Consider the following 18,748-nt stretch of genomic DNA (forward strand, 5'->3'; position numbering starts at 1 on the left):
ATAGATTTGAGGTGCCCATGTCCGAATCTTCCGCGCTCAAACCAAAGATAGCCATCAGCGCTTGCCTGCTGGGTGCCGAGGTGCGCTACAACGGCGGACACAAGGAATCGCGACTGTGCAGCCGCACGCTCGCTGAATATTTCGAATTCGTCCCGCTCTGCCCGGAAGTCTCCATCGGCCTGGGTATTCCCCGCGAGCCGATCCGCCTGGTCGGCGACCCACAAAACCCAGAAGCCATCGGCACCGTCAACCCGGCGATCAACGTCACCGCCCCCCTTGCCGAATACGGGCAAAAAATGGCTGCCGAACTCGATGACCTCTGCGGCTATATCTTCATGCAGCAATCACCGTCCTGCGGCCTCGAACGAGTCAAGGTCTATCACGCCAACGGCGCCCCGGTGAATGGCGGTGGACGCGGCATCTACGCCCAGGCTTTCTGCGCACAACACCCGGACCTGCCGGTGGAAGAAGCCGGACGCCTCAACGATCCGGTGCTGCGGGAAAACTTCATCACTCGCGTGCTCGCCTACAGCGCCTGGCAGCAAGTGCTCGCTCAAGGCTTGAGCCGCCGCGCGCTCACCGAATTCCACTCACGCTACAAATACCTGCTGATGGCCCACAACCCGCCGCAATACAAAGCGCTGGGCAAGCTGTTGGGCAACATGGCGCAGAGCGATCCCGCCGAACTCGGCCCGCGCTATTTCAGCCAACTGATGGCGGCACTGAAAAAATGCGCCACACGCGGTACTCACTGCAACGTGCTGCTGCACATCAGCGGCTATCTGAAACAGGCGATCAGCGCCGAAGATAAACAGGAAATGGTTCACGTCATCGGCCAGTACCGCCAAGGCATCGTGCCGCTGGTGGTGCCGCTGACGCTGCTCAAGCATCACTTCCGTCTCCATCCCGATCCATACATTGCGCAGCAGGTTTACCTACAGCCGCACCCGGAAAATCTCAGCCTGCGAAACGCCATTTGATGAACGACAAACTCGACACCAGCGCCCAGGAAGACCTCGGCGCCGACTTCAAGAAAGCCCTCGACGAAGGCTGGCTGCCGATTCGCGAAGTGGCGCGCCAGACTGGCGTCAATGCGATCACCCTGCGTGCATGGGAGCGCCGTTACGGCCTGGTCATCCCCCAGCGCACGCCCAAGGGGCACCGGTTGTATTCGGCCGAACATGTGCAACGCATCCTGACCATCCTCACTTGGCTCAATCGCGGCGTCGCGGTCAGTCAGGTCAAGCCGCTGCTCGACACGGCGCAGGCCTTCAGCGAACCGGTAGAAAATGACTGGCAACGCTTGCAACACGCGCTACTGGCGGCCGTTACCCAACTCGACGAACGCGCCCTCGACGACAGCGTCAATCAAGCCATGGCGCTCTACCCGCCGCGCACGCTGTGCGAGCAATTGCTACTGCCGCTGCTGGCCGAACTCGAACAGCGCTGGCAGGGCCAGTTCGGCGCGCAGATGGAGCAAGTCTTTTTTTATTCATGGTTACGCAGCAAATTCGGCGCACGCATCTACCATAACAATCGTCAATTGCACGCCGCCCCTCTGTTGCTGATCAATCATTCCGACCTGCCACTGGAACCTCATCTGTGGCTGTGCGCGTGGCTGATCAGCAGCGCCGATTGCCCGGTACAAGTGTTTGACTGGCCGGTGCCGGCCGGAGAGCTGGCACTGGCGGTCGAACATCTGCAAGCGCGCGGCGTACTGCTGTATTCCAGCAAAGCCATGCAGCCTGGGCAGTTGCCAAAACTTTTGGCTGGCGTCGGTTGCCCAAAAATGATCGTCGGACCAACGGTGTGCATCCACCACGCCGAGTTGTCCGTAAAAACTTGCGAGATGGCTGATCTGTACCTGGCTGAAGACGCGCTATCAGCGCACCAGGCACTCGTTCAGCGTGGGCAGATTTAATGGACGCGACGACTACCGATATGCAATTGATCTGGCTGCGCAGCGACTTGCGCCAACACGACAACACCGCCCTCGCGGCCGCCACAGCGCGCGGCCCGACGGTTGCTGTGTATCTGCTGAGCCCAGAGCAATGGCTTGAGCATGACGACGCGCCCTGCAAGGTCGACTTCTGGCTGCGCAACCTGACAGAGCTGAGCAACAGTCTCGTTCAATTGAACATTCCGTTGCTGATTCGTACGGCGGCGCATTGGGATCAGGCGCCGGCAGAGCTGCTCAAACTTTGTCGGCAACTGAATATCCAGGCGGTGCACGTCAACGAAGAATACGGCGTCCATGAAAGTCGTCGCGATGCCGCCGTTGCCGAGACATTGCAGGCCGAGGGCATCGAATTTCACAGCTACCTGGACCAATTGCTGTTCAAGCCCGGCACCGTGCTGACCAAGACCGGCACGTACTTTCAGGTGTTCAGCCAGTTCCGCAAAGTCTGCTACGAACGCCTGCACCGTTCGATGCCGGCGCTGGTGAAAACTCCCGGCAAACAATCGCCACTGAACATCGACAGTGACCCGATTCCTGCGGCGGTCAAAGGCTTTGCTACCCCGAGTGAGTCGCTGCGCGACTTGTGGCCGGCGGGCGAGCAGGAAGCCCGGCGGCGTCTCGACACCTTCGCCGACGCTCAGATCGACTACTACAAAAATGAACGCGACTTCCCGGCCAAACCCGGCACCAGTCAGCTTTCGGCCTATCTCGCAGCGGGCGTGATCTCGCCGCGCCAATGCCTGCACGCTGCCCTGCAAAGCAATCAGGGGGAATTCGAAAGCGGCAAGGTCGGTGCGGTCACGTGGATTAACGAACTGCTCTGGCGCGAATTCTATAAACACATTCTGGTCGGCTATCCACGGGTCTCGCGCCACCGCGCGTTCCGCCCGGAAACCGAAGCGCTGGCCTGGCGTGACGCGCCGGACGATCTGCTGGCGTGGCAAGAGGCGCGCACCGGCCTGCCGATCATTGATGCGTCGATGCGCCAATTGCTCGAAACCGGCTGGATGCACAATCGTCTGCGCATGGTCGTGGCGATGTTCCTGACCAAGAACCTGCTGATCGACTGGCGTGAAGGCGAACGCTTTTTCATGCGGCATCTGATCGATGGGGATCTGGCGGCGAACAACGGCGGCTGGCAATGGAGCTCGTCGACCGGCACCGATTCGGCGCCGTACTTCCGCATTTTCAACCCGCTGAGCCAGTCGGAAAAATTCGACAGCGAAGGCCTGTTCATCAAGCACTGGCTGCCGGAATTGGCCGACCTCGACAAAAAGCAGGTGCACAACCCGGCCAGCGCCGGCGGCTTGTTTGGCGTCGCGGATTATCCGCCCCCGATCGTCAACCTCAGCGCCTCGCGGGAACGCGCGCTAACCGCCTTCAAGAACCTGCCTTCACGTACGTCTATCGGAGAGGCCGATGAGTGATTTCCTGCGCAACTTCGCCCGGCAATTTTCAGCGTTGAACAAAGACAATCTGCAACGCCTGGGCGAGTTGTACAGCGACGACATTCATTTCACCGACCCGCTGCACGAAGTTCAGGGGCTGGCGCAACTGCGCGACTACTTCGCTGAGTTGTACGCCAATGTCAGCGAGCTGCGCTTCGATTTTCACGGCTTCGACCAGATCAGCGAGGGTGAAGGTTATCTGCGCTGGGTCATGAGTTACCGCCATCCGCGTCTGGCCAGTGGCAGGGAGATTCGTGTCGCAGGCTGCTCGCACCTGCTGTGGCGCGACAAGGTTTATCGCCATCGGGATTATTTCGATGCCGGGGCGTTGCTGTATGAACATTTACCCGTATTGGGCCGAGTGATCGCCTGGCTGAAAAGGAGAATGGGATGAGTCGTACAACTCCACGGCGTTATTGGCTGACCGGTGCCAGCAGTGGCATCGGTGCGGCTCTGGCTGAAGAGATTCTGAAAACCGGCGCGCACCTGGCCGTCAGTTCCCGCCAGGTCGCTGCACTCAAAGTGCTCTCGCAGCGTTATCCCGGGCAAGTGCTGGTGGTGCCGGGGGATTTGACCAACAGCCAGACCGTGCGCGAAATCGGCCAGCAGATTGCCGAGGATTGGGGCTCGCTGGACTCGGTGATCCTCAATGCCGGCACCTGTGAATATGTCGATGCCCGGCAATTCGATTCCTCCATCGTCGAACATGTGGTGCGCACCAATCTGCTCGCCAGCAGCTACTGCATCGAAGCCGCCCTGCCGCTGCTGCGCAAAGGCACGGCGCCGCATCTGGTCGGCATGGCCAGTTCGGTGACTTACCTGCCGCTGCCCCGGGCCGAAGCCTACGGAGCATCGAAGGCCGGGCTGCGTTATCTGTTCGAATCGCTGCGCATTGATCTGGCCGATGAGGGCATTGAAGTCACCGTGATCAGCCCGGGCTTTGTCGAAACACCGCTGACCGCCAAGAATGATTTTCCGATGCCGTTGAGCTGGCCTGTGGATAAAGCCGCGCGGCACATCTTCGCCAAACTCAAGGACCGTCCGCTGGAGATCGCATTTCCGGCGCTGTTCATGGCGGCGCTGTGGCCGTTGTCGAAACTGCCCGCCCGTGTGCAATTGATGATCGGCAAACGCATGGTGCGCAAACCACCGCCACTGCGGGATCCAGCATGAAAATAGCCATCGTCGGTAGCGGAATCGCCGGGCTGACCTGCGCCTACCTGCTCAATCGCCGGCATGACGTCACGGTGTTCGAGGCCAGCGACTGGGTCGGTGGCCACACGCACACCGTGCAAGTCACAGTCGAGGATCGCCAATACGCGGTGGACACCGGTTTTATCGTGTTCAACGACTGGACCTACCCGAACTTCATTCGCCTGCTGAGCCAGATCGGCGTGCGCTTCAAGCCGACCGAAATGAGTTTTTCGGTGAGTGATCCGGACACTGGCCTTGAGTACAACGGCAACAACCTCAACAGCCTGTTCGCCCAGCGCCGCAACCTGCTGTCGCCGGGCTTCTGGGGCATGCTGCGGGACATCCTGCGCTTTAATAAAGAAGCCCAGCGCGACCTCGCCGAACTGCGCATCGCCGCTGACATGACCCTCGACGATTACCTCAAGGCCGGCGGCTATGGCGAGCGCTTCATCCTGCATTACATCGTGCCGATGGGGGCGGCGATCTGGTCGATGCCGATGGCCGAGATGCTCAATTTTCCACTGCAGTTCTTTCTGCGTTTCTTCAAGAATCATGGCTTGCTGTCAGTCAGTGATCGCCCGCAATGGCAGGTCATCGAAGGTGGCTCCAGCGCCTACATCGCGCCGCTGACGGCAACGTTCAAGGACAAGATCCGCCTGAACTGCCCGGTGACTCGCGTTGATCGCGACGAACACGGCGTGGTTATCCACAGCCCGGCAGGTATCGAGCATTTCGACAAAGTGGTGTTCGCCTGTCACAGCGATCAAGCCCTGCAACTGCTCGCCAGCCCGAGCGACGCCGAACAGGCGATCCTCGGCGCCCTGCCCTACGCCGACAACGAAGTGGTGTTGCACACCGATACGCGTCTGCTGCCCAGACGCAAACTGGCGTGGGCGAGCTGGAATTTTCGTCTGAACGGCGCGGGCCATACGCATGCAGCCGTGACCTATGACATGAACATCCTGCAAGGGATCGAGAGCGACACCACGTTCTGCGTCAGCCTCAATCAGAGCGCCGGCATCAGCCCGTTCAAAGTGCTCGCCAAATACACCTACGCCCATCCGCAATTCAGCCTTGCCGCCGTCGCTGCGCAGAACCGCTGGAGCGAACTGGACGGCGTGCACAACACGCATTATTGCGGCGCCTACTGGGCCAACGGTTTTCATGAAGACGGCGTGGTCAGCGCGTTGCGCGTGGCGGCGGCGTTCGGGGAAACCTTATGAACAGCGCCCTGTACAGCGGCTGGATCGGCCATCGGCGTTTCGCGCCGCGCCGGCATGAGTTTCGCTACCGGATCGGTTTGCTCTACCTCGACCTGACAGAACAGGACGCGGTCCTCGGCCTGTCGCCATTGGCCAGCCGCAGCCGTTTTGCGCCGTTTTCATTTCGCGAGAGCGACTACCTCAAAGCCTTTACCGGCACCGGCATGCGCCTGATCGACGCGGTGCGCCAGCAGGTCGGGATCGCCATCGGTCATGAACCACAAGGCGCGGTGTGCCTGCTGACGCAACCGCGCAGTTGGGGCCTGGCGTTCAATCCGGTGAGTTTCTTTTATTGCCATGAAGCCGATGGGCAACTGGCGGCGATTGTCTGCGAAGTCACCAACACGCCGTGGCGCGAGCGCTACCACTACGTGCTGCCGGCGGGTCGGCATGAACACCATCAACATTTCGCGGTGGCGAAGGCGTTTCACGTATCGCCATTTTTGCCACGCGATCTTGAATACCGCATGAGCTTCAGCCCCGCCGCGCAAAACCTCGGCGTGCACATGGCCGACTGGCAGGGCGAAGAGAAGCTGTTCGACGCGACCCTCAATCTGCAACGCGAAACGCTCGACCGTCATAGCCTGCATCGTTACTTGCGACGCTTTCCGTGGATGACCGCGAAAACCGCTTTGGCGATCTACTGGCAAGCCTTGCGACTGCTGGTCAAACGCGCACCGATCTTTGCTCATCAGGCTGCCGATGGCAGCTTTCAAACCGCTAAAGCGCCTCCCAGGGAGCACCGCCATGAAATCCTCTAGCCTTTCGGCCAGCCTGTTCAGCACCAACGGCCTGACAGGATCGCTGCTGCGTCGCGGTGTGTTGCGGCAAATGGCTCAGCTCAAACACGGCCAGTTGCTGGTGGTCGAGGACGGTGAGCAGATGCTGTTCGGCACCAAGGGCAGCCCTTTGCTGGGCGAGATCCATGTACTCGATCCGGCAGCCTGGGGCATGGTCGCCAGCAATGGCTCGATCGGCGCCGGCGAAGCATTTATCCACGGTTACTGGAGCTCGCCGGACCTGACCGCCGTGGTGCGGGTGTTCGTCAGCAACCTCGACGTACTCGATGCGATGGAGGGCGGGCTGGCCCGTCTCGGCCGGCCGCTGGTGCAAGGCCTGCACTGGCTCAACCGCAACACCCGCAAGGGTTCGCAGAAAAACATCGCCGCGCACTACGACCTTGGCAACGATCTGTTCGAGCAGTTTCTCGACCCGACCATGATGTATTCCGCCGCGCAATTCCTCACCCCCGAGGACAGTCTGGAACAGGCGCAACTGAACAAACTGGAGCGGATCTGCCAGAAGCTTGCGCTCAAGCCTGAGGATCATCTGCTGGAAATCGGCACGGGCTGGGGCAGCATGGCACTTTATGCCGCGCAGCATTACGGCTGCCGCGTGACCACCACCACGCTGTCGAAAGAGCAGTACGCCTTCACCGCCCGGCGCATCGAACAACTGGGCTTGCAGGATCAGATAACGCTGCTGCTCAAGGACTACCGCGACCTCACCGGCGAGTACGACAAACTGGTGTCGATCGAGATGATCGAAGCCGTCGGCCACCGCTTCCTGCCGACCTACTTCAAACAATGCGCACACCTGCTCAAGAGCAACGGCCTGATGCTGATCCAGGCGATCACCATTCGCGAGCAGCGCTATGAACAGGCCAAGCGCGGCGTCGATTTCATCCAGCGCTACATCTTCCCCGGCGGGGCCCTGCCCTGCGTGCAGAAGATGCTCGAAATCGTCAGCCGTGACACCGATATGAACCTGCTGCACATGGAAGATTTCGGTTTGCATTACGCCAAGACCTTGCGCCTGTGGCACGAGAATTTTCGTCGCGCTCACGGTCGCTTGAGCGAGCTGGGCTATGACGATTATTTCCTGCGGCTGTGGGAGTTTTACCTGTGCTACTGCGAGGGTGGCTTCCTCGAGCGCACCATCGGCACGGCGCAATTGCTGCTGGCCAAACCGGCGGCGATGCCGGCGCCGCTGCTCGGACGCTTCGATGCTTGAGCGGATCGCCAATGCCGTGTTGTTCCAGATCGGCTGGCTGACCTGCGTGCTCGGCGGCAACAGTTTGGGGCTGCTAGTGGCATTGGCGGTGCTGGTGATCCATCTGCGCTGGATCAGCAGTTGGGCAGCCGAGGGCCGCTTGATACTGAGTGTGGTGATTGTCGGCACTGCCGTGGACAGCGCTTTGCGTGGCCTCGGCGTGTTCGACTTTCAGGACCCATCGCCGTTGATTCCGCTGTGGCTGATGTTGCTGTGGGCGTTGCTCGCCACCACCTTGCGCCATTGTCTGGCGTGGAGCGCCCGGCCGTGGTGGCTGGCCAGCGTGCTCGGTGCCGGCGGCGGCGCCTTGTCTTATTACGGTGGCGGGCATTTGGCCGGGGTGCAATTTCCTTACGGCGAGTTACCCAGCCTGATCGGCATCGGCTTGCTCTGGGCGCTGCTGTTTCCGCTGCTCCACCTGATGGCTCGACGCCTGGGCCAGTGAGCGTCTGTCAGAGCATTCACACACGCGGCAAGCACTGCCTTACACTGCCGGCCATGAAAACCATCCCCCACCTCCAGATCGCCGAACCGGCGGTCACCTGTTCGACGTGCGCAGCCTGCTGCTGCCAGCTCGAAGTGATACTGATCACCGACACGGGCGTGCCTGATCGCTTTATCGATACCGATGAGTGGGGCGGCGAAGTGATGCTGCGTCTGGACGACGGTTGGTGTGCGGCGCTGGATCGCGACACGATGATGTGCACGATTTACGAGAAACGTCCGCTGATCTGCCGCGAGTTCGAGATGGGTGCGCCGGAGTGCATCGAAGAGCGCCAGGGCATCGCCACGGCGTACCGCTGATCCCAAGCACACCCTAAAACAAATGTAGGAGTGAGCCTGCTCGCGATTGCGGTGTGTCAGCCAACATTTGTTTGACTGACACTCCGCAATCGCGAGCAGGCGAAGGCCTACAGGGGTTATGCGTACTGCTTACAACGGCATCGTATAATGCAGCGCGTAGCTCTCTACCCCGTCGTTGTCGCTGGAAAGGCCCGCGTTGGAATAGTGCGTCGCACGAATCCCGACTTCATGCCCGCCATTGAAGCGCAGACCAAAACCGAGACGGTCTTCGAACTGGAAGGAACCGCCAAGATTGTTCGACTCATATTTGGTGTTGGAGAACGCCGCGACACCAATCCCCGCCTCGACATACGGTTTCACCGACTGGCCGGCAAATTCGTAAACGAATACCGGCGAGAACGACAGGCTGTTGTTGCTGGAGGTCTTGTCACCTTCCCAGTAGGTGTAGGCGCCACTCCAGTAACCGGTCAGGCGACCGACGTCGCTTTGCAGCCAGCTCTTGTCCCAGTCGAAATTCATTCCCAGGCGATAGGTCATGGTCGAATCGCTGGTAGCACCGACGGCGAATTCAACGCCGGCGGCTTGTGCGGTAATACTTTGCCCCATCAGTGCGGCCGCAATCGCGGCCAAACAGAATAGTCGCTTCACTTTGAAACTTCCCTTTCCGGAACGATCGTTTGGTTTTCCAGGTAACTCATCGCTATAGAAGTCAGCGCTTGATCAGAAGTTCAGCTGATTTTTCGGTTATTTCACATTTTTTTTACAAACTGAAGTTTTGCACGTCGCCCACGGTCTGCCCCAACAGCGGCAGGGTTTTGCGGAAGTGCTGCGGGTCACCACTGGTCCAGAATCTGACCGCTTGGTCGGGCCCCTCAGCGAGCAAGTCGCGTTCGGCCAAAAGACGTTGAAGTTGCCGCGCCACGGCGGCGCCGGTATCGATCAGGCTGATGGTCTCGGGGACCATCGACTTGAGCATCGGCTTGAGGAAGGGATAGTGCGTGCAGCCGAGAATGATCGTGTCACAACCGCTGGCCAACAGCGGATCGACATAATGCTTGAGCAACGCGCGCAACTCGGCGCTATGTAAATCGCCGCTTTCAATCAGCTCGACCAGCCCTGGACACGGTTGAGTGATCACCCGCACATCCGTGGCAAAACGGTCGAGTAACGCAGCGAACTTGGCACTTTGCAAAGTGCCGGTGGTGGCGAGCACGCCGACCACACCACTACGGGTCGCGGCAGCGGCCGGTTTGACCGCCGGCTCCATACCGACAATCGGCCAGTCGGGAAAATCATGACGCAGATCAGCGGCGGCGGCGACGGTGGCGGTATTGCAGGCAACCACCAACGCCTTGGCGCCCTGCTCGCGGAAAAACCGCGCCATCACGCCGCAGCGTTGACGAATGAATTCCGGGGTTTTCTCGCCGTAAGGAATGTGCCCGCAATCGGCGAAATACAGCAGTGATTCATTGGGCAGCAAGCGCTGGATTTCCGCCAATACCGACAAGCCGCCGACACCGGAATCGAACACCGCGATCGGTGCCTCACGCATGGCGCGATCCGCAAACGCTGCAACCCGGATCACGCTTGACCCGCAACTCGCGGAATCGCGAACCCAGAGCATCGATCAACAACAAGCGGCCCACCAGTGGTTCACCGAAGCCGACCAGCACTTTCAACGCCTCGAGCGCCTGCAGACTGCCGACCAGGCCAACCAGCGGCCCGACCACACCGGCTTCGCTGCAGGTCAGTTCGGCTTCGCTGCCGTGGCCGTACAAACAGTGGTAGCACGGGCTCTCGGGACGACGTGGATCGAACACCGAGAGTTGCCCCTCAAGGCGAATCGCCGCGCCGCTGACCAAGGGTTTGCCTGCGGCCACGCACGCAGCGTTGACCGCTTCACGCGTGGAAAAATTATCGGAACAGTCGAGCACCAGATCCACCGCCGTCACGGCAGCGGTGAGGGAATCCTCGTCCAGCGCCTGACGATGGGCGACCAGTTTGATTTCGGGATTGATCGCCCCCAGACGCTTGAGCGCCGAGTCGACCTTGCTCATGCCGACGCTGTCGGTGTCATGAATAATCTGGCGTTGCAGATTGGTCAGATCGACCGTGTCGAAATCCGCCAGATGCAGCTCACCCACGCCCGCCGCCGCCAGATACAGGGCCACCGGTGCACCAAGACCGCCGAGGCCGACGATCAACACACGACTGTCTTTGAGCTTCAACTGACCATCAATGTCGATGTGTTGCAGCAGAATCTGTCGACTGTAACGCAGCAGCTCTTGATCATTCAGCACGGCAGGCGCCCCAGACTGATCCGTTGATGGCCGCCCAGATCGGTGCGGCTGTGGACTTCTTCGAAACCGCGAGTCAGCAGCAGATCACGCACGGCCTCGGCTTGATCATAGCCATGTTCGAGCATCAGCCAGCCGCCGGCCTGCAGATGCTCCGGCGCCTGGTCGACGATCAGACGCAGATCGTCGAGCCCGTCTTCACCGGCTACCAGCGCACTGGCTGGTTCGAAGCGCACATCGCCCTCGACCAGATGCGGATCAGCGGCGGCAATGTACGGCGGGTTGCTGATGATCAGCTGGAACTGCTGACCTTCCAGCGCGCTGAACCAATGGCTGCTCAGCACGGTAGCGTTGTTCAAGTGCAGGCGTTGGCGATTGCGTTCAGCCAGGGCCACCGCTTCCAGTACACGGTCCACGGCGGTGACTTTCCACGCCGGACGCTCGCTGGCCAGGGCCAAAGCAATCGCGCCGCTGCCGGTGCCGAGATCGAGCACTTTGGCCGGGGTCGCGGGCAGCAATTCCAGCGCCGCTTCCACCAGCAGTTCAGTGTCCGGACGCGGGATCAGCGTGTGCGGTGCGACTTCCAGATCGAGTTTCCAGAAACCTTGCTGGCCGAGAATGTAGGCCACCGGCTCGCCGCCGCGACGACGTTGCAGGTACTCGGCAAAGGTCAGCGCGGCTTCACTCGGCACGATGCGCTCGGGCCAGGTGTGGAGAAAACTGCGTGACTTGCCCAGCGCAGCGGCGAGTAGCAATTCGGCGTCCAGACGCGCAGTCGGTGAGTCCGGCAATTCGGCGGCACGCAACAGGCTGGCAATGATGGTCATTTATTCACCTATCGCTGCGAGTTGGTCAGCCTGATATTCGGCCAGCAACGGCTCGATCACCGCTTCAACGCCACCGGCGAGAATTTCATCCAGCGAGTACAGCGTCAGGTTGACGCGGTGGTCGGTGACCCGGCCCTGGGCAAAGTTGTAAGTACGGATGCGCTCGGAACGGTCGCCGGAACCGACGAGCAATTTACGCTCGCTGGCGATGGCATTCGCCGCCGCTGCAGTTTGCTGATCGTTGAGCTTGGCCGACAACCAGGCCATCGCTCGGGCACGGTTCTTGTGCTGGGAACGCTCTTCCTGACACTCGACGACAGTGCCGGTCGGTATGTGCGTGATACGGATCGCCGAGTCGGTGGTGTTGACGTGCTGACCACCGGCCCCGGAGGAGCGGAACGTGTCGACGCGCAAATCCGCCGGGTTGATCTCGATGGCTTCGCGCTCGTCCGGCTCAGGCAACACTGCCACGGTGCAGGCCGAGGTGTGGATACGGCCTTGGGATTCGGTGGCGGGCACACGCTGTACACGGTGCGCGCCGGACTCGAATTTCAACTTGCCGTAAACGTTGTCGCCTTCGATGCGGGCGATGACCTCTTTATAGCCACCGTGTTCGCCTTCGTTCTCCGAGAGAATTTCCACACGCCAGCCGCGACGCTCGGCATAACGCGAGTACATGCGGAACAAATCGCCGGAGAAGATCGCCGCCTCGTCGCCGCCGGTGCCGGCGCGAATTTCGAGGAAGACGTTGCGGCCGTCATTCGGGTCCTTGGGCAGCAACATGCGTTGCAGGTCGGATTCCAGGGTGATCAGCAATTCCTTGGCTTCGCGGACTTCTTCCACGGCCATTTCGCGCATGTCCGGGTCGCTGTCCTTGAGCAGCGCCTGCGCGCCTTCAAGATCGCTTTGTACGCTGAGCAGCTTTTGATAGGCGTGTACGACCGGTTCGAGTTCGGCGTATTCCTTGGAGTAGGCGCGGAACTTGGCCTGATCGGCAATGATTTCGCCGTCGCCGAGCAGCGCGGTCAGTTCCTCGAAACGATCCTGGAGGGTGTCCAGCTTATTGTGCAGTGACGCTTTCATTGCGGTTTTTTATCCGAAAAGCTATCCGGTGAGCCCTCGAGGGCAAAGAGTTCCTGGGCCATGGCCAGCGCATCGAGGCGGCCTTCGGCAGAAAGCTTTTTCAATTGCACGCTGGGCGCATGCAAGAGTTTATTGGTCAGGCCACGGGCCAGTTGCCCGAGCACGTCTTCGGCGTTGCCGCCGTTGGCCAGCAGACGCAGGGCCTTTTGCAGCTCTTCGTCACGCAGACGCTCGCTCTGTTGACGATAGGCCTTGAGCACGTCGACCGCTGCCAGCTCGCGCAGGCGCACCATGAAATCGTCGGCGCCAACCGAGACCATTTCTTCGGCCGCCTGGGCTGCACCCTGGCGGCTCTTGAGATTTTCGGCGACCACTTCGTGGAGATCATCGACGCTATAGAGGTAAACGTCGTCCAACTCGCCGACTTCCGGTTCGATATCCCGGGGAACGGCAATGTCGACCATGAAGATCGGTTTGTGCTTGCGCAGCTTCAATGCGCTCTCGACCGCGCCTTTGCCAAGGATCGGCAACTGACTGGCGGTCGAACTGATGACGATGTCGCTGCGCACCAGCTCTGCCGGGATGTCCGAGAGCAGCACCGCGTGAGCTCCGAACTGTTCAGCCAAAAGGCTGGCGCGCTCCAGCGTACGGTTGGCGACGACAATGCGCTTGACCCCCAGCTCATGCAGGTGACGGGCGACCAGGGTGATGGTCTCGCCGGCGCCGATCAGCAAGGCCTGGCTGCGTTGCAGGTCGCTGAAAATCTGCTTGGCCAGGCTGACTGCGGCAAATGCCACGGACACCGGGTTTTCGCCGATGGCGGTGTCGGTGCGTACTTGCTTGGCGGCGTTGAACGTCGCTTGAAACAGTCGCCCCAGCAACGGGCCGATGGTGCCGGCCTCGCGGGCCACGGCGTAGGCCGATTTCATCTGGCCGAGAATCTGCGGTTCGCCCAGCACTAGCGAGTCGAGCCCGGAGGCGACGCGCATCATGTGACGAACTGCCGCATCATCTTCATGCACATAAGCACTCGCGCGCAGCTCATCGAGGCTTAAATGGTGATAGTCGGCCAGCCAGCGCAGCACGATATCCGCAGAAAGCTGATCCTGTTCTATATAAAGCTCACTGCGATTGCAGGTGGAGAGGATCGCAGCTTCGCGGCTGTCGGTAATTCGGCAGAGCTGCTGCAGGGCCTCAACCAGCTGCTCAGGGGTAAAGGCCACGCGCTCGCGGACGTCTACTGAAGCAGTCTTGTGGTTAATACCAAGTGCAAGGAAGGCCATTCAAGGTCGCTGATGGTGACGTGAAGCCGGCAATTGTCCACCTTCGTCAGATTCAGAACAACTACCGCTGACTATTGTCCCAATTGTCAGCCCCTATAATGGGCACAATTGAGACTCGGTTATGTTTGGCCGAAGGCTTGTGTCATGATGATCCGACCGCAGGTTAGTCGTCCTCTTCCTATATGAATAGATCCTCCGCGTTGCTCCTTGCTTTTGTCTTCCTCAGCGGCTGCCAGGCCATGGCCCCCGTTTCGCAGGACGGTGCCTCACCGGTCGAAGACACCACGCCCGCGCCTGAAAAGCCCAAGGTTTACAGCTCGTTCAGCGAAGAAACCGTGTTCAGCCTGCTGAGCGCCGAACTCGCTGGCCAGCGCAATCGTTTCGACATTGCCCTGGACAACTACGTGACCCAGGCCATCAATACGCAGGATCCCGGCGTTTCCGAGCGCGCGTTCCGTATCGCCGAATACCTCGGCGCGGATCAGCCAGCGCTGGATACTGCGCTTATCTGGGCGAAAAACGCTCCGGACGATCTCGAAGCGCAACGCGCCGCCGCCGTGCAACTGGCCCGCGCCGGGCGTTACGACGACTCGATGGTCTACATGGAGAAAGTCCTGCAGGGCAAGGGCGACACCCATTTCGACTTCCTCGCGCTATCGGCAGCCGATACCGATCAGGAGACCCGCAACGGTCTGATGAAAAGTTTCGACCGTTTGTTGCAACGCCACCCGAAGAACAGCCAGCTGATTTTCGGCAAGGCCCTGCTCTTGCAGCAGGACGGCGACAACAAAGCGGCGCTGACCCTGCTTGAAGACAATCCACCGGAAGACGGCGAAATCGCCCCGATTCTGCTGCGCGCACGCCTGCTGCAAACCATGAATCGTGGTGACGAAGCACTGCCGCTGCTGCGCAAAAGCATCAAGAAGTACCCGGACGACAAGCGTCTACGCCTGACCTATGCGCGCACGCTGGTCGAACAGGACCGGATGGACGACGCCAAGGCCGAGTTCTCCAGCCTCGTTCAGCAATACCCGGAAGACGACGAACTGCGCTACTCGCTGGCGCTGGTATGCCTGGAAGCCAAGGCCTGGGATGAGGCCAAAGGGTATCTGGAAGACCTGATCGCCCGGGAAAGCCACGTTGATTCGGCGCACTTGAACCTCGGTCGCATCGCCGAAGAACGCAACGACCCGCAAGGCGCATTGATCGAATACGCCCAGGTCGGCCCGGGTAATGATTATCTGCCGGCGCAATTGCGTCAGGCCGATATCCTGATGAACAACGGCAAAACCGCCGAAGCACAAAGCAAACTGGCGGCCGAGCGCGACGCACAACCCGATTACGCGATCCAGTTGTACCTGATCGAATCGGAAACCCTGTCGGCCAATAAACAGGACGACAAGGCCTGGAAAACCTTGCAGCAAGCCTTGCTGCAATACCCGGACGATCTGAATCTGCTCTACACCCGCGCCATGCTCGCGGAAAAACGCAATGACCTGGGGCAGATGGAAAAAGACCTGCGCCTGATCATCAAGCGTGACCCGGACAACGCCATGGCGCTGAACGCTCTGGGCTACACCCTTTCCGATCGCACGACTCGTTACGCTGAAGCCAAAGCGCTGATCGAGCAGGCACACCAGATCAATCCGGAAGACCCGGCGGTACTCGACAGCCTCGGCTGGGTGAACTTCCGCATGGGCAATCTGGACGACGCCGAGAAATACCTGCGCCAGGCGCTGGAGCGTTTCCCTGACCACGAAGTCGCCGCGCATCTGGGCGAAGTGTTGTGGGTCAAGGGCAACCAGCGTGAAGCCAAGCAAGTCTGGGGCAAATTCCTCAAGGATCAGCCCGACAGCACCATTCTGCGCAGCACCATCAAGCGCCTGACCGGATCCGAGACTCTTTAACTCATGTTTTTGCGCCACGTTATTGTTTTCAGCTTCATCGCCCTGCTCGCTGGCTGCTCGGGTTTTGGTACTCGCGAATCGGTCGAGGGCCACGGCAGTCCCGCTCAATGGGCCGCGAACAAACAACAGCTGACCGGCCTCGACGGCTGGCAGATTGACGGCAAGATCGGCATCCGCGCACCGAAAGATTCCGGTAGCGGCACGTTGTTCTGGCTGCAACGTCAGGATTACTACGACATCCGCCTGTCCGGCCCGCTGGGTCGCGGCGCGGCACGTCTGACCGGGCGTCCGGGCAAGGTGGCGCTGGAAGTCGCCAACCAGGGTCGCTACGAATCGCAATCGCCGGAAGCTTTGCTTGAAGAGCAACTGGGCTGGAAATTGCCGGTGTCGAATCTGGCCTGGTGGGTCCGTGGCCTGCCTGCACCAGACAGCAAAAGCCGCCTGAATCTGGACGCCGACAGCCGTCTGGCCAACCTTGAACAGGATGGCTGGAAAGTCGAATACACCGCTTACACCGAACAAAATGGTTACTGGTTGCCAGAACGCATCAAGCTGCACGGCACCGACCTCGACGTAACGCTGGTGATCAAAACCTGGCAACCGCGCAAGTTGGGGCAATAACCCATGACCGCTGCACGTCTGACCCTGCCCTCGCCGGCCAAACTCAATCTGATGCTGCACATTCTTGGTCGCCGTGAAGACGGTTACCACGAGTTGCAGACACTGTTTCAGTTTGTCGATTACGGCGATGAAATCACGTTTGCCGTGCGCGATGACGGCGTGATTCAACTGCACACTGAATTCGCAGGCGTTCCCCACGACAGCAACCTGATCGTGCGCGCAGCAAAAATGCTCCAGGCACAATCTGGCTGTGCGCTCGGCATCGACATCTGGATCGACAAGGTGCTGCCCATGGGCGGCGGCATTGGTGGCGGCAGTTCGAACGCGGCAACCACTTTGCTCGGGCTCAATCATTTGTGGCAGTTGGGGTGGGATGAGGATCGCCTGGCCGGACTGGGCCTGACGCTTGGTGCTGACGTGCCGGTTTTCGTCCGTGGCCACGCGGCGTTTGCCGAGGGCGTGGGCGAAAAACTCACCCCTGTCGATCCCGAAGAACCTTGGTATCTGGTACTCGTGCCGCAAGTCTCTGTAAGTACGGCAGAAATTTTTTCCGATCCTTTGTTGACACGTAACACGCCGCCCATTAAAGTGCGCCCCGTTCCCGAGGGAAACAGTCGAAATGACTGCTTGCCGGTGGTTGCAAGGCGTTATCCGGAAGTACGTAACGCATTGGATTTGTTAGGTAAATTTACCGAAGCAAAGCTCACCGGAACTGGAAGTTGTGTGTTTGGGGGCTTCCCAAGCAAAGCTGAAGCTGATAAAGTCTCGGCCCTTCTGACAGAGACCCTTACAGGGTTTGTAGCAAAAGGAAGCAACGTTTCGATGTTGCATCGCAAGCTGCAAAGTCTGCTCTAAAGGAACCAAGTGCTCGGCACTTGATGCAACAGATACAGGGGCGTCGCCAAGCGGTAAGGCAGCAGGTTTTGATCCTGCCATGCGTTGGTTCGAATCCAGCCGCCCCTGCCATTTTCTATACTCATCCAGGTTACCCTCAGCCTCTAGGTACTGCGCGTGTCCAAGATGATGGTCTTTACGGGGAACGCTAACCCCGATCTGGCTCGGCGTGTTGTACGTCAGCTGCATATCCCTCTCGGTGACATCTCTGTCGGTAAATTTTCCGACGGCGAAATTACTGCCGAGATCAATGAAAACGTTCGCGGTAAAGACGTTTTCATTATTCAGCCGACTTGCGCCCCGACCAACGATAACCTGATGGAACTGGTAGTGATGGCTGATGCCTTCCGCCGCTCCTCGGCTACTCGTATCACTGCTGTTATTCCTTATTTTGGTTATGCCCGTCAGGATCGCCGTCCGCGTTCCGCACGTGTGGCTATCAGCGCGAAAGTCGTTGCTGACATGCTTACCGTAGTCGGCATCGACCGTGTTCTCACGGTTGATCTGCATGCTGACCAGATTCAGGGTTTCTTCGATATTCCGGTAGATAACATCTACGGCTCCCCGGTTCTGGTGGATGACATTGAAGATCAGCGCTTCGAAAACCTGATGATCGTGTCCCCGGACATTGGTGGCGTCGTGCGTGCACGTGCTGTTGCCAAGTCGCTGGGCGTGGACCTCGGGATCATCGACAAACGCCGTGAGAAAGCCAATCACTCTGAAGTGATGCATATCATCGGTGATGTCGAAGGGCGTACCTGCATTCTGGTCGATGACATGGTCGATACCGCCGGCACTCTGTGCCACGCGGCCAAGGCCTTGAAAGAGCATGGCGCAGCCAAGGTCTTTGCTTACTGCACACACCCTGTGCTTTCGGGTCGGGCCATCGAGAATATCGAAAATTCCGTGCTGGACGAGCTGGTGGTGACTAACACCATCCCGCTGTCCGCTGCAGCACAAGCCTGTGCACGTATCCGTCAACTGGATATCGCACCGGTTGTTGCCGAAGCGGTTCGCCGCATCAGCAATGAAGAATCGATCAGCGCGATGTTCCGTTAAGGGCCCTGCCCTTCTCGAAATGTCTCGTTGACGAAAAGCGCCCCGCCCCGGCATTCC

General features: G+C 59.8%; 20 protein-coding genes and 1 tRNA gene. 15 read left to right on the forward strand and 6 right to left on the reverse strand.

The window, feature by feature from the left end; all coding sequences use genetic code 11:
• Positions 1 to 17 precede the first annotated feature (17 nt).
• From KI231_RS24525 to KI231_RS24570, 10 genes are read left to right on the forward strand one after another with little or no spacing between them, the layout of a single operon-like run.
• Positions 18 to 980 (forward strand): YbgA family protein, encoded by a 963-nt coding sequence (locus KI231_RS24525; protein ID WP_213026563.1) that lies wholly within the window; start codon positions 18 to 20, stop codon positions 978 to 980.
• Complete coding sequence (locus KI231_RS24530; RefSeq protein ID WP_213026564.1) at positions 980 to 1,921, forward strand: MerR family transcriptional regulator; 942 nt, start codon at positions 980 to 982, stop codon at positions 1,919 to 1,921. Before KI231_RS24525 ends, KI231_RS24530 begins: the two co-directional genes overlap by 1 nt.
• A 20-nt stretch (positions 1,922 to 1,941) precedes the next feature.
• The gene (phrB, locus tag KI231_RS24535) at positions 1,942 to 3,387 is read left to right on the forward strand and encodes a deoxyribodipyrimidine photo-lyase (RefSeq protein ID WP_213026565.1); all 1,446 of its coding nucleotides are present in this window, start codon (positions 1,942 to 1,944) and stop codon (positions 3,385 to 3,387) included.
• Complete coding sequence (locus KI231_RS24540; protein WP_213026566.1) at positions 3,380 to 3,802, forward strand: nuclear transport factor 2 family protein; 423 nt, start codon at positions 3,380 to 3,382, stop codon at positions 3,800 to 3,802. The genes phrB and KI231_RS24540 overlap by 8 nt, the downstream gene beginning before the upstream one ends.
• Positions 3,799 to 4,581 (forward strand): SDR family NAD(P)-dependent oxidoreductase, encoded by a 783-nt coding sequence (locus tag KI231_RS24545; protein WP_103306085.1) that lies wholly within the window; start codon positions 3,799 to 3,801, stop codon positions 4,579 to 4,581. The genes KI231_RS24540 and KI231_RS24545 overlap by 4 nt, the downstream gene beginning before the upstream one ends.
• Positions 4,578 to 5,825, forward strand: coding sequence for an NAD(P)/FAD-dependent oxidoreductase (locus tag KI231_RS24550; RefSeq protein ID WP_213026567.1), 1,248 nt, complete (start codon positions 4,578 to 4,580; stop codon positions 5,823 to 5,825). Before KI231_RS24545 ends, KI231_RS24550 begins: the two co-directional genes overlap by 4 nt.
• Positions 5,822 to 6,625, forward strand: coding sequence for a DUF1365 domain-containing protein (locus tag KI231_RS24555; RefSeq protein ID WP_213026568.1), 804 nt, complete (start codon positions 5,822 to 5,824; stop codon positions 6,623 to 6,625). Before KI231_RS24550 ends, KI231_RS24555 begins: the two co-directional genes overlap by 4 nt.
• Positions 6,612 to 7,877 (forward strand): SAM-dependent methyltransferase, encoded by a 1,266-nt coding sequence (locus KI231_RS24560; protein ID WP_213026569.1) that lies wholly within the window; start codon positions 6,612 to 6,614, stop codon positions 7,875 to 7,877. Before KI231_RS24555 ends, KI231_RS24560 begins: the two co-directional genes overlap by 14 nt.
• Complete coding sequence (locus tag KI231_RS24565; protein WP_213026570.1) at positions 7,870 to 8,361, forward strand: DUF2878 domain-containing protein; 492 nt, start codon at positions 7,870 to 7,872, stop codon at positions 8,359 to 8,361. The genes KI231_RS24560 and KI231_RS24565 overlap by 8 nt, the downstream gene beginning before the upstream one ends.
• 53 nt (positions 8,362 to 8,414) lie before the next feature.
• Positions 8,415 to 8,720: a YkgJ family cysteine cluster protein gene (locus tag KI231_RS24570; protein WP_213026571.1), complete on the forward strand. Its 306-nt coding sequence runs from the start codon at positions 8,415 to 8,417 to the stop codon at positions 8,718 to 8,720.
• A gap of 129 nt (positions 8,721 to 8,849) precedes the next feature.
• Here the strand turns inward: KI231_RS24570 and KI231_RS24575 are convergent, their stop codons facing one another.
• From KI231_RS24575 to hemA, 6 genes are all read right to left on the reverse strand, one after another.
• Positions 8,850 to 9,368: an acyloxyacyl hydrolase gene (locus KI231_RS24575; RefSeq protein ID WP_213026572.1), complete on the reverse strand. Its 519-nt coding sequence runs from the start codon at positions 9,366 to 9,368 to the stop codon at positions 8,850 to 8,852.
• Between the two features lie 112 nt (positions 9,369 to 9,480).
• Positions 9,481 to 10,272: a glutamate racemase gene (gene murI, locus KI231_RS24580; RefSeq protein ID WP_213026573.1), complete on the reverse strand. Its 792-nt coding sequence runs from the start codon at positions 10,270 to 10,272 to the stop codon at positions 9,481 to 9,483.
• A complete protein-coding gene (locus tag KI231_RS24585) occupies positions 10,265 to 11,020 on the reverse strand; it encodes a molybdopterin-synthase adenylyltransferase MoeB (RefSeq protein WP_213026574.1) in 756 nt (251 codons plus the stop codon). Before KI231_RS24585 ends, murI begins: the two co-directional genes overlap by 8 nt.
• On the reverse strand, positions 11,014 to 11,844 hold the full coding sequence (gene prmC, locus KI231_RS24590) for a peptide chain release factor N(5)-glutamine methyltransferase (RefSeq protein ID WP_213026575.1): 831 nt from the start codon (positions 11,842 to 11,844) through the stop codon (positions 11,014 to 11,016). The genes KI231_RS24585 and prmC overlap by 7 nt, the downstream gene beginning before the upstream one ends.
• Complete coding sequence (gene prfA / locus KI231_RS24595; protein WP_103306075.1) at positions 11,845 to 12,927, reverse strand: peptide chain release factor 1; 1,083 nt, start codon at positions 12,925 to 12,927, stop codon at positions 11,845 to 11,847.
• Positions 12,924 to 14,210, reverse strand: coding sequence for a glutamyl-tRNA reductase (hemA, locus tag KI231_RS24600; RefSeq protein WP_103306074.1), 1,287 nt, complete (start codon positions 14,208 to 14,210; stop codon positions 12,924 to 12,926). The genes prfA and hemA overlap by 4 nt, the downstream gene beginning before the upstream one ends.
• Positions 14,211 to 14,392: 182 nt before the next feature.
• Between hemA and KI231_RS24605 the strand changes: the two genes are divergently transcribed.
• The 5 genes from KI231_RS24605 to KI231_RS24625 all read left to right on the forward strand — a co-directional run bounded on the left by KI231_RS24605 (position 14,393) and on the right by KI231_RS24625 (position 18,691).
• Entirely contained in the window at positions 14,393 to 16,117 is a 1,725-nt protein-coding gene (locus KI231_RS24605; RefSeq protein ID WP_103306073.1) for a tetratricopeptide repeat protein, read from the forward strand.
• Positions 16,118 to 16,120: 3 nt separating this feature from the next.
• The gene (gene lolB, locus KI231_RS24610) at positions 16,121 to 16,738 is read left to right on the forward strand and encodes a lipoprotein insertase outer membrane protein LolB (protein WP_213026576.1); all 618 of its coding nucleotides are present in this window, start codon (positions 16,121 to 16,123) and stop codon (positions 16,736 to 16,738) included.
• Positions 16,739 to 16,741: 3 nt separating this feature from the next.
• Entirely contained in the window at positions 16,742 to 17,593 is an 852-nt protein-coding gene (gene ispE, locus KI231_RS24615) for a 4-(cytidine 5'-diphospho)-2-C-methyl-D-erythritol kinase (RefSeq protein ID WP_103306071.1), read from the forward strand.
• Between the two features lie 36 nt (positions 17,594 to 17,629).
• Positions 17,630 to 17,704: transfer RNA gene (locus tag KI231_RS24620), tRNA-Gln, on the forward strand.
• 45 nt (positions 17,705 to 17,749) lie between these two features.
• Positions 17,750 to 18,691, forward strand: coding sequence for a ribose-phosphate pyrophosphokinase (locus KI231_RS24625; protein ID WP_003171603.1), 942 nt, complete (start codon positions 17,750 to 17,752; stop codon positions 18,689 to 18,691).
• The last annotated feature ends 57 nt before the right edge of the window (positions 18,692 to 18,748 follow it).

This window comes from Pseudomonas sp. Seg1, assembly GCF_018326005.1.
Taxonomy (GTDB): domain Bacteria; phylum Pseudomonadota; class Gammaproteobacteria; order Pseudomonadales; family Pseudomonadaceae; genus Aquipseudomonas.

Coding starts and splice junctions, on each gene's coding strand:
- KI231_RS24555 (WP_213026568.1), top strand. CDS start 5,822: ATGAACAGCGCCCTGTACAGCGGCTGGATCGGCCATCGGCGTTTCGCG.
- KI231_RS24525 (WP_213026563.1), top strand. CDS start 18: ATGTCCGAATCTTCCGCGCTCAAACCAAAGATAGCCATCAGCGCTTGC.
- lolB (WP_213026576.1), top strand. CDS start 16,121: ATGTTTTTGCGCCACGTTATTGTTTTCAGCTTCATCGCCCTGCTCGCT.
- prmC (WP_213026575.1), bottom strand. CDS start 11,844: ATGACCATCATTGCCAGCCTGTTGCGTGCCGCCGAATTGCCGGACTCA.
- KI231_RS24560 (WP_213026569.1), top strand. CDS start 6,612: ATGAAATCCTCTAGCCTTTCGGCCAGCCTGTTCAGCACCAACGGCCTG.
- prfA (WP_103306075.1), bottom strand. CDS start 12,927: ATGAAAGCGTCACTGCACAATAAGCTGGACACCCTCCAGGATCGTTTC.
- phrB (WP_213026565.1), top strand. CDS start 1,942: ATGCAATTGATCTGGCTGCGCAGCGACTTGCGCCAACACGACAACACC.
- KI231_RS24550 (WP_213026567.1), top strand. CDS start 4,578: ATGAAAATAGCCATCGTCGGTAGCGGAATCGCCGGGCTGACCTGCGCC.
- KI231_RS24565 (WP_213026570.1), top strand. CDS start 7,870: ATGCTTGAGCGGATCGCCAATGCCGTGTTGTTCCAGATCGGCTGGCTG.
- KI231_RS24540 (WP_213026566.1), top strand. CDS start 3,380: ATGAGTGATTTCCTGCGCAACTTCGCCCGGCAATTTTCAGCGTTGAAC.
- hemA (WP_103306074.1), bottom strand. CDS start 14,210: ATGGCCTTCCTTGCACTTGGTATTAACCACAAGACTGCTTCAGTAGAC.
- KI231_RS24545 (WP_103306085.1), top strand. CDS start 3,799: ATGAGTCGTACAACTCCACGGCGTTATTGGCTGACCGGTGCCAGCAGT.
- KI231_RS24605 (WP_103306073.1), top strand. CDS start 14,393: ATGAATAGATCCTCCGCGTTGCTCCTTGCTTTTGTCTTCCTCAGCGGC.
- ispE (WP_103306071.1), top strand. CDS start 16,742: ATGACCGCTGCACGTCTGACCCTGCCCTCGCCGGCCAAACTCAATCTG.
- KI231_RS24570 (WP_213026571.1), top strand. CDS start 8,415: ATGAAAACCATCCCCCACCTCCAGATCGCCGAACCGGCGGTCACCTGT.
- KI231_RS24530 (WP_213026564.1), top strand. CDS start 980: ATGAACGACAAACTCGACACCAGCGCCCAGGAAGACCTCGGCGCCGAC.
- murI (WP_213026573.1), bottom strand. CDS start 10,272: ATGCGTGAGGCACCGATCGCGGTGTTCGATTCCGGTGTCGGCGGCTTG.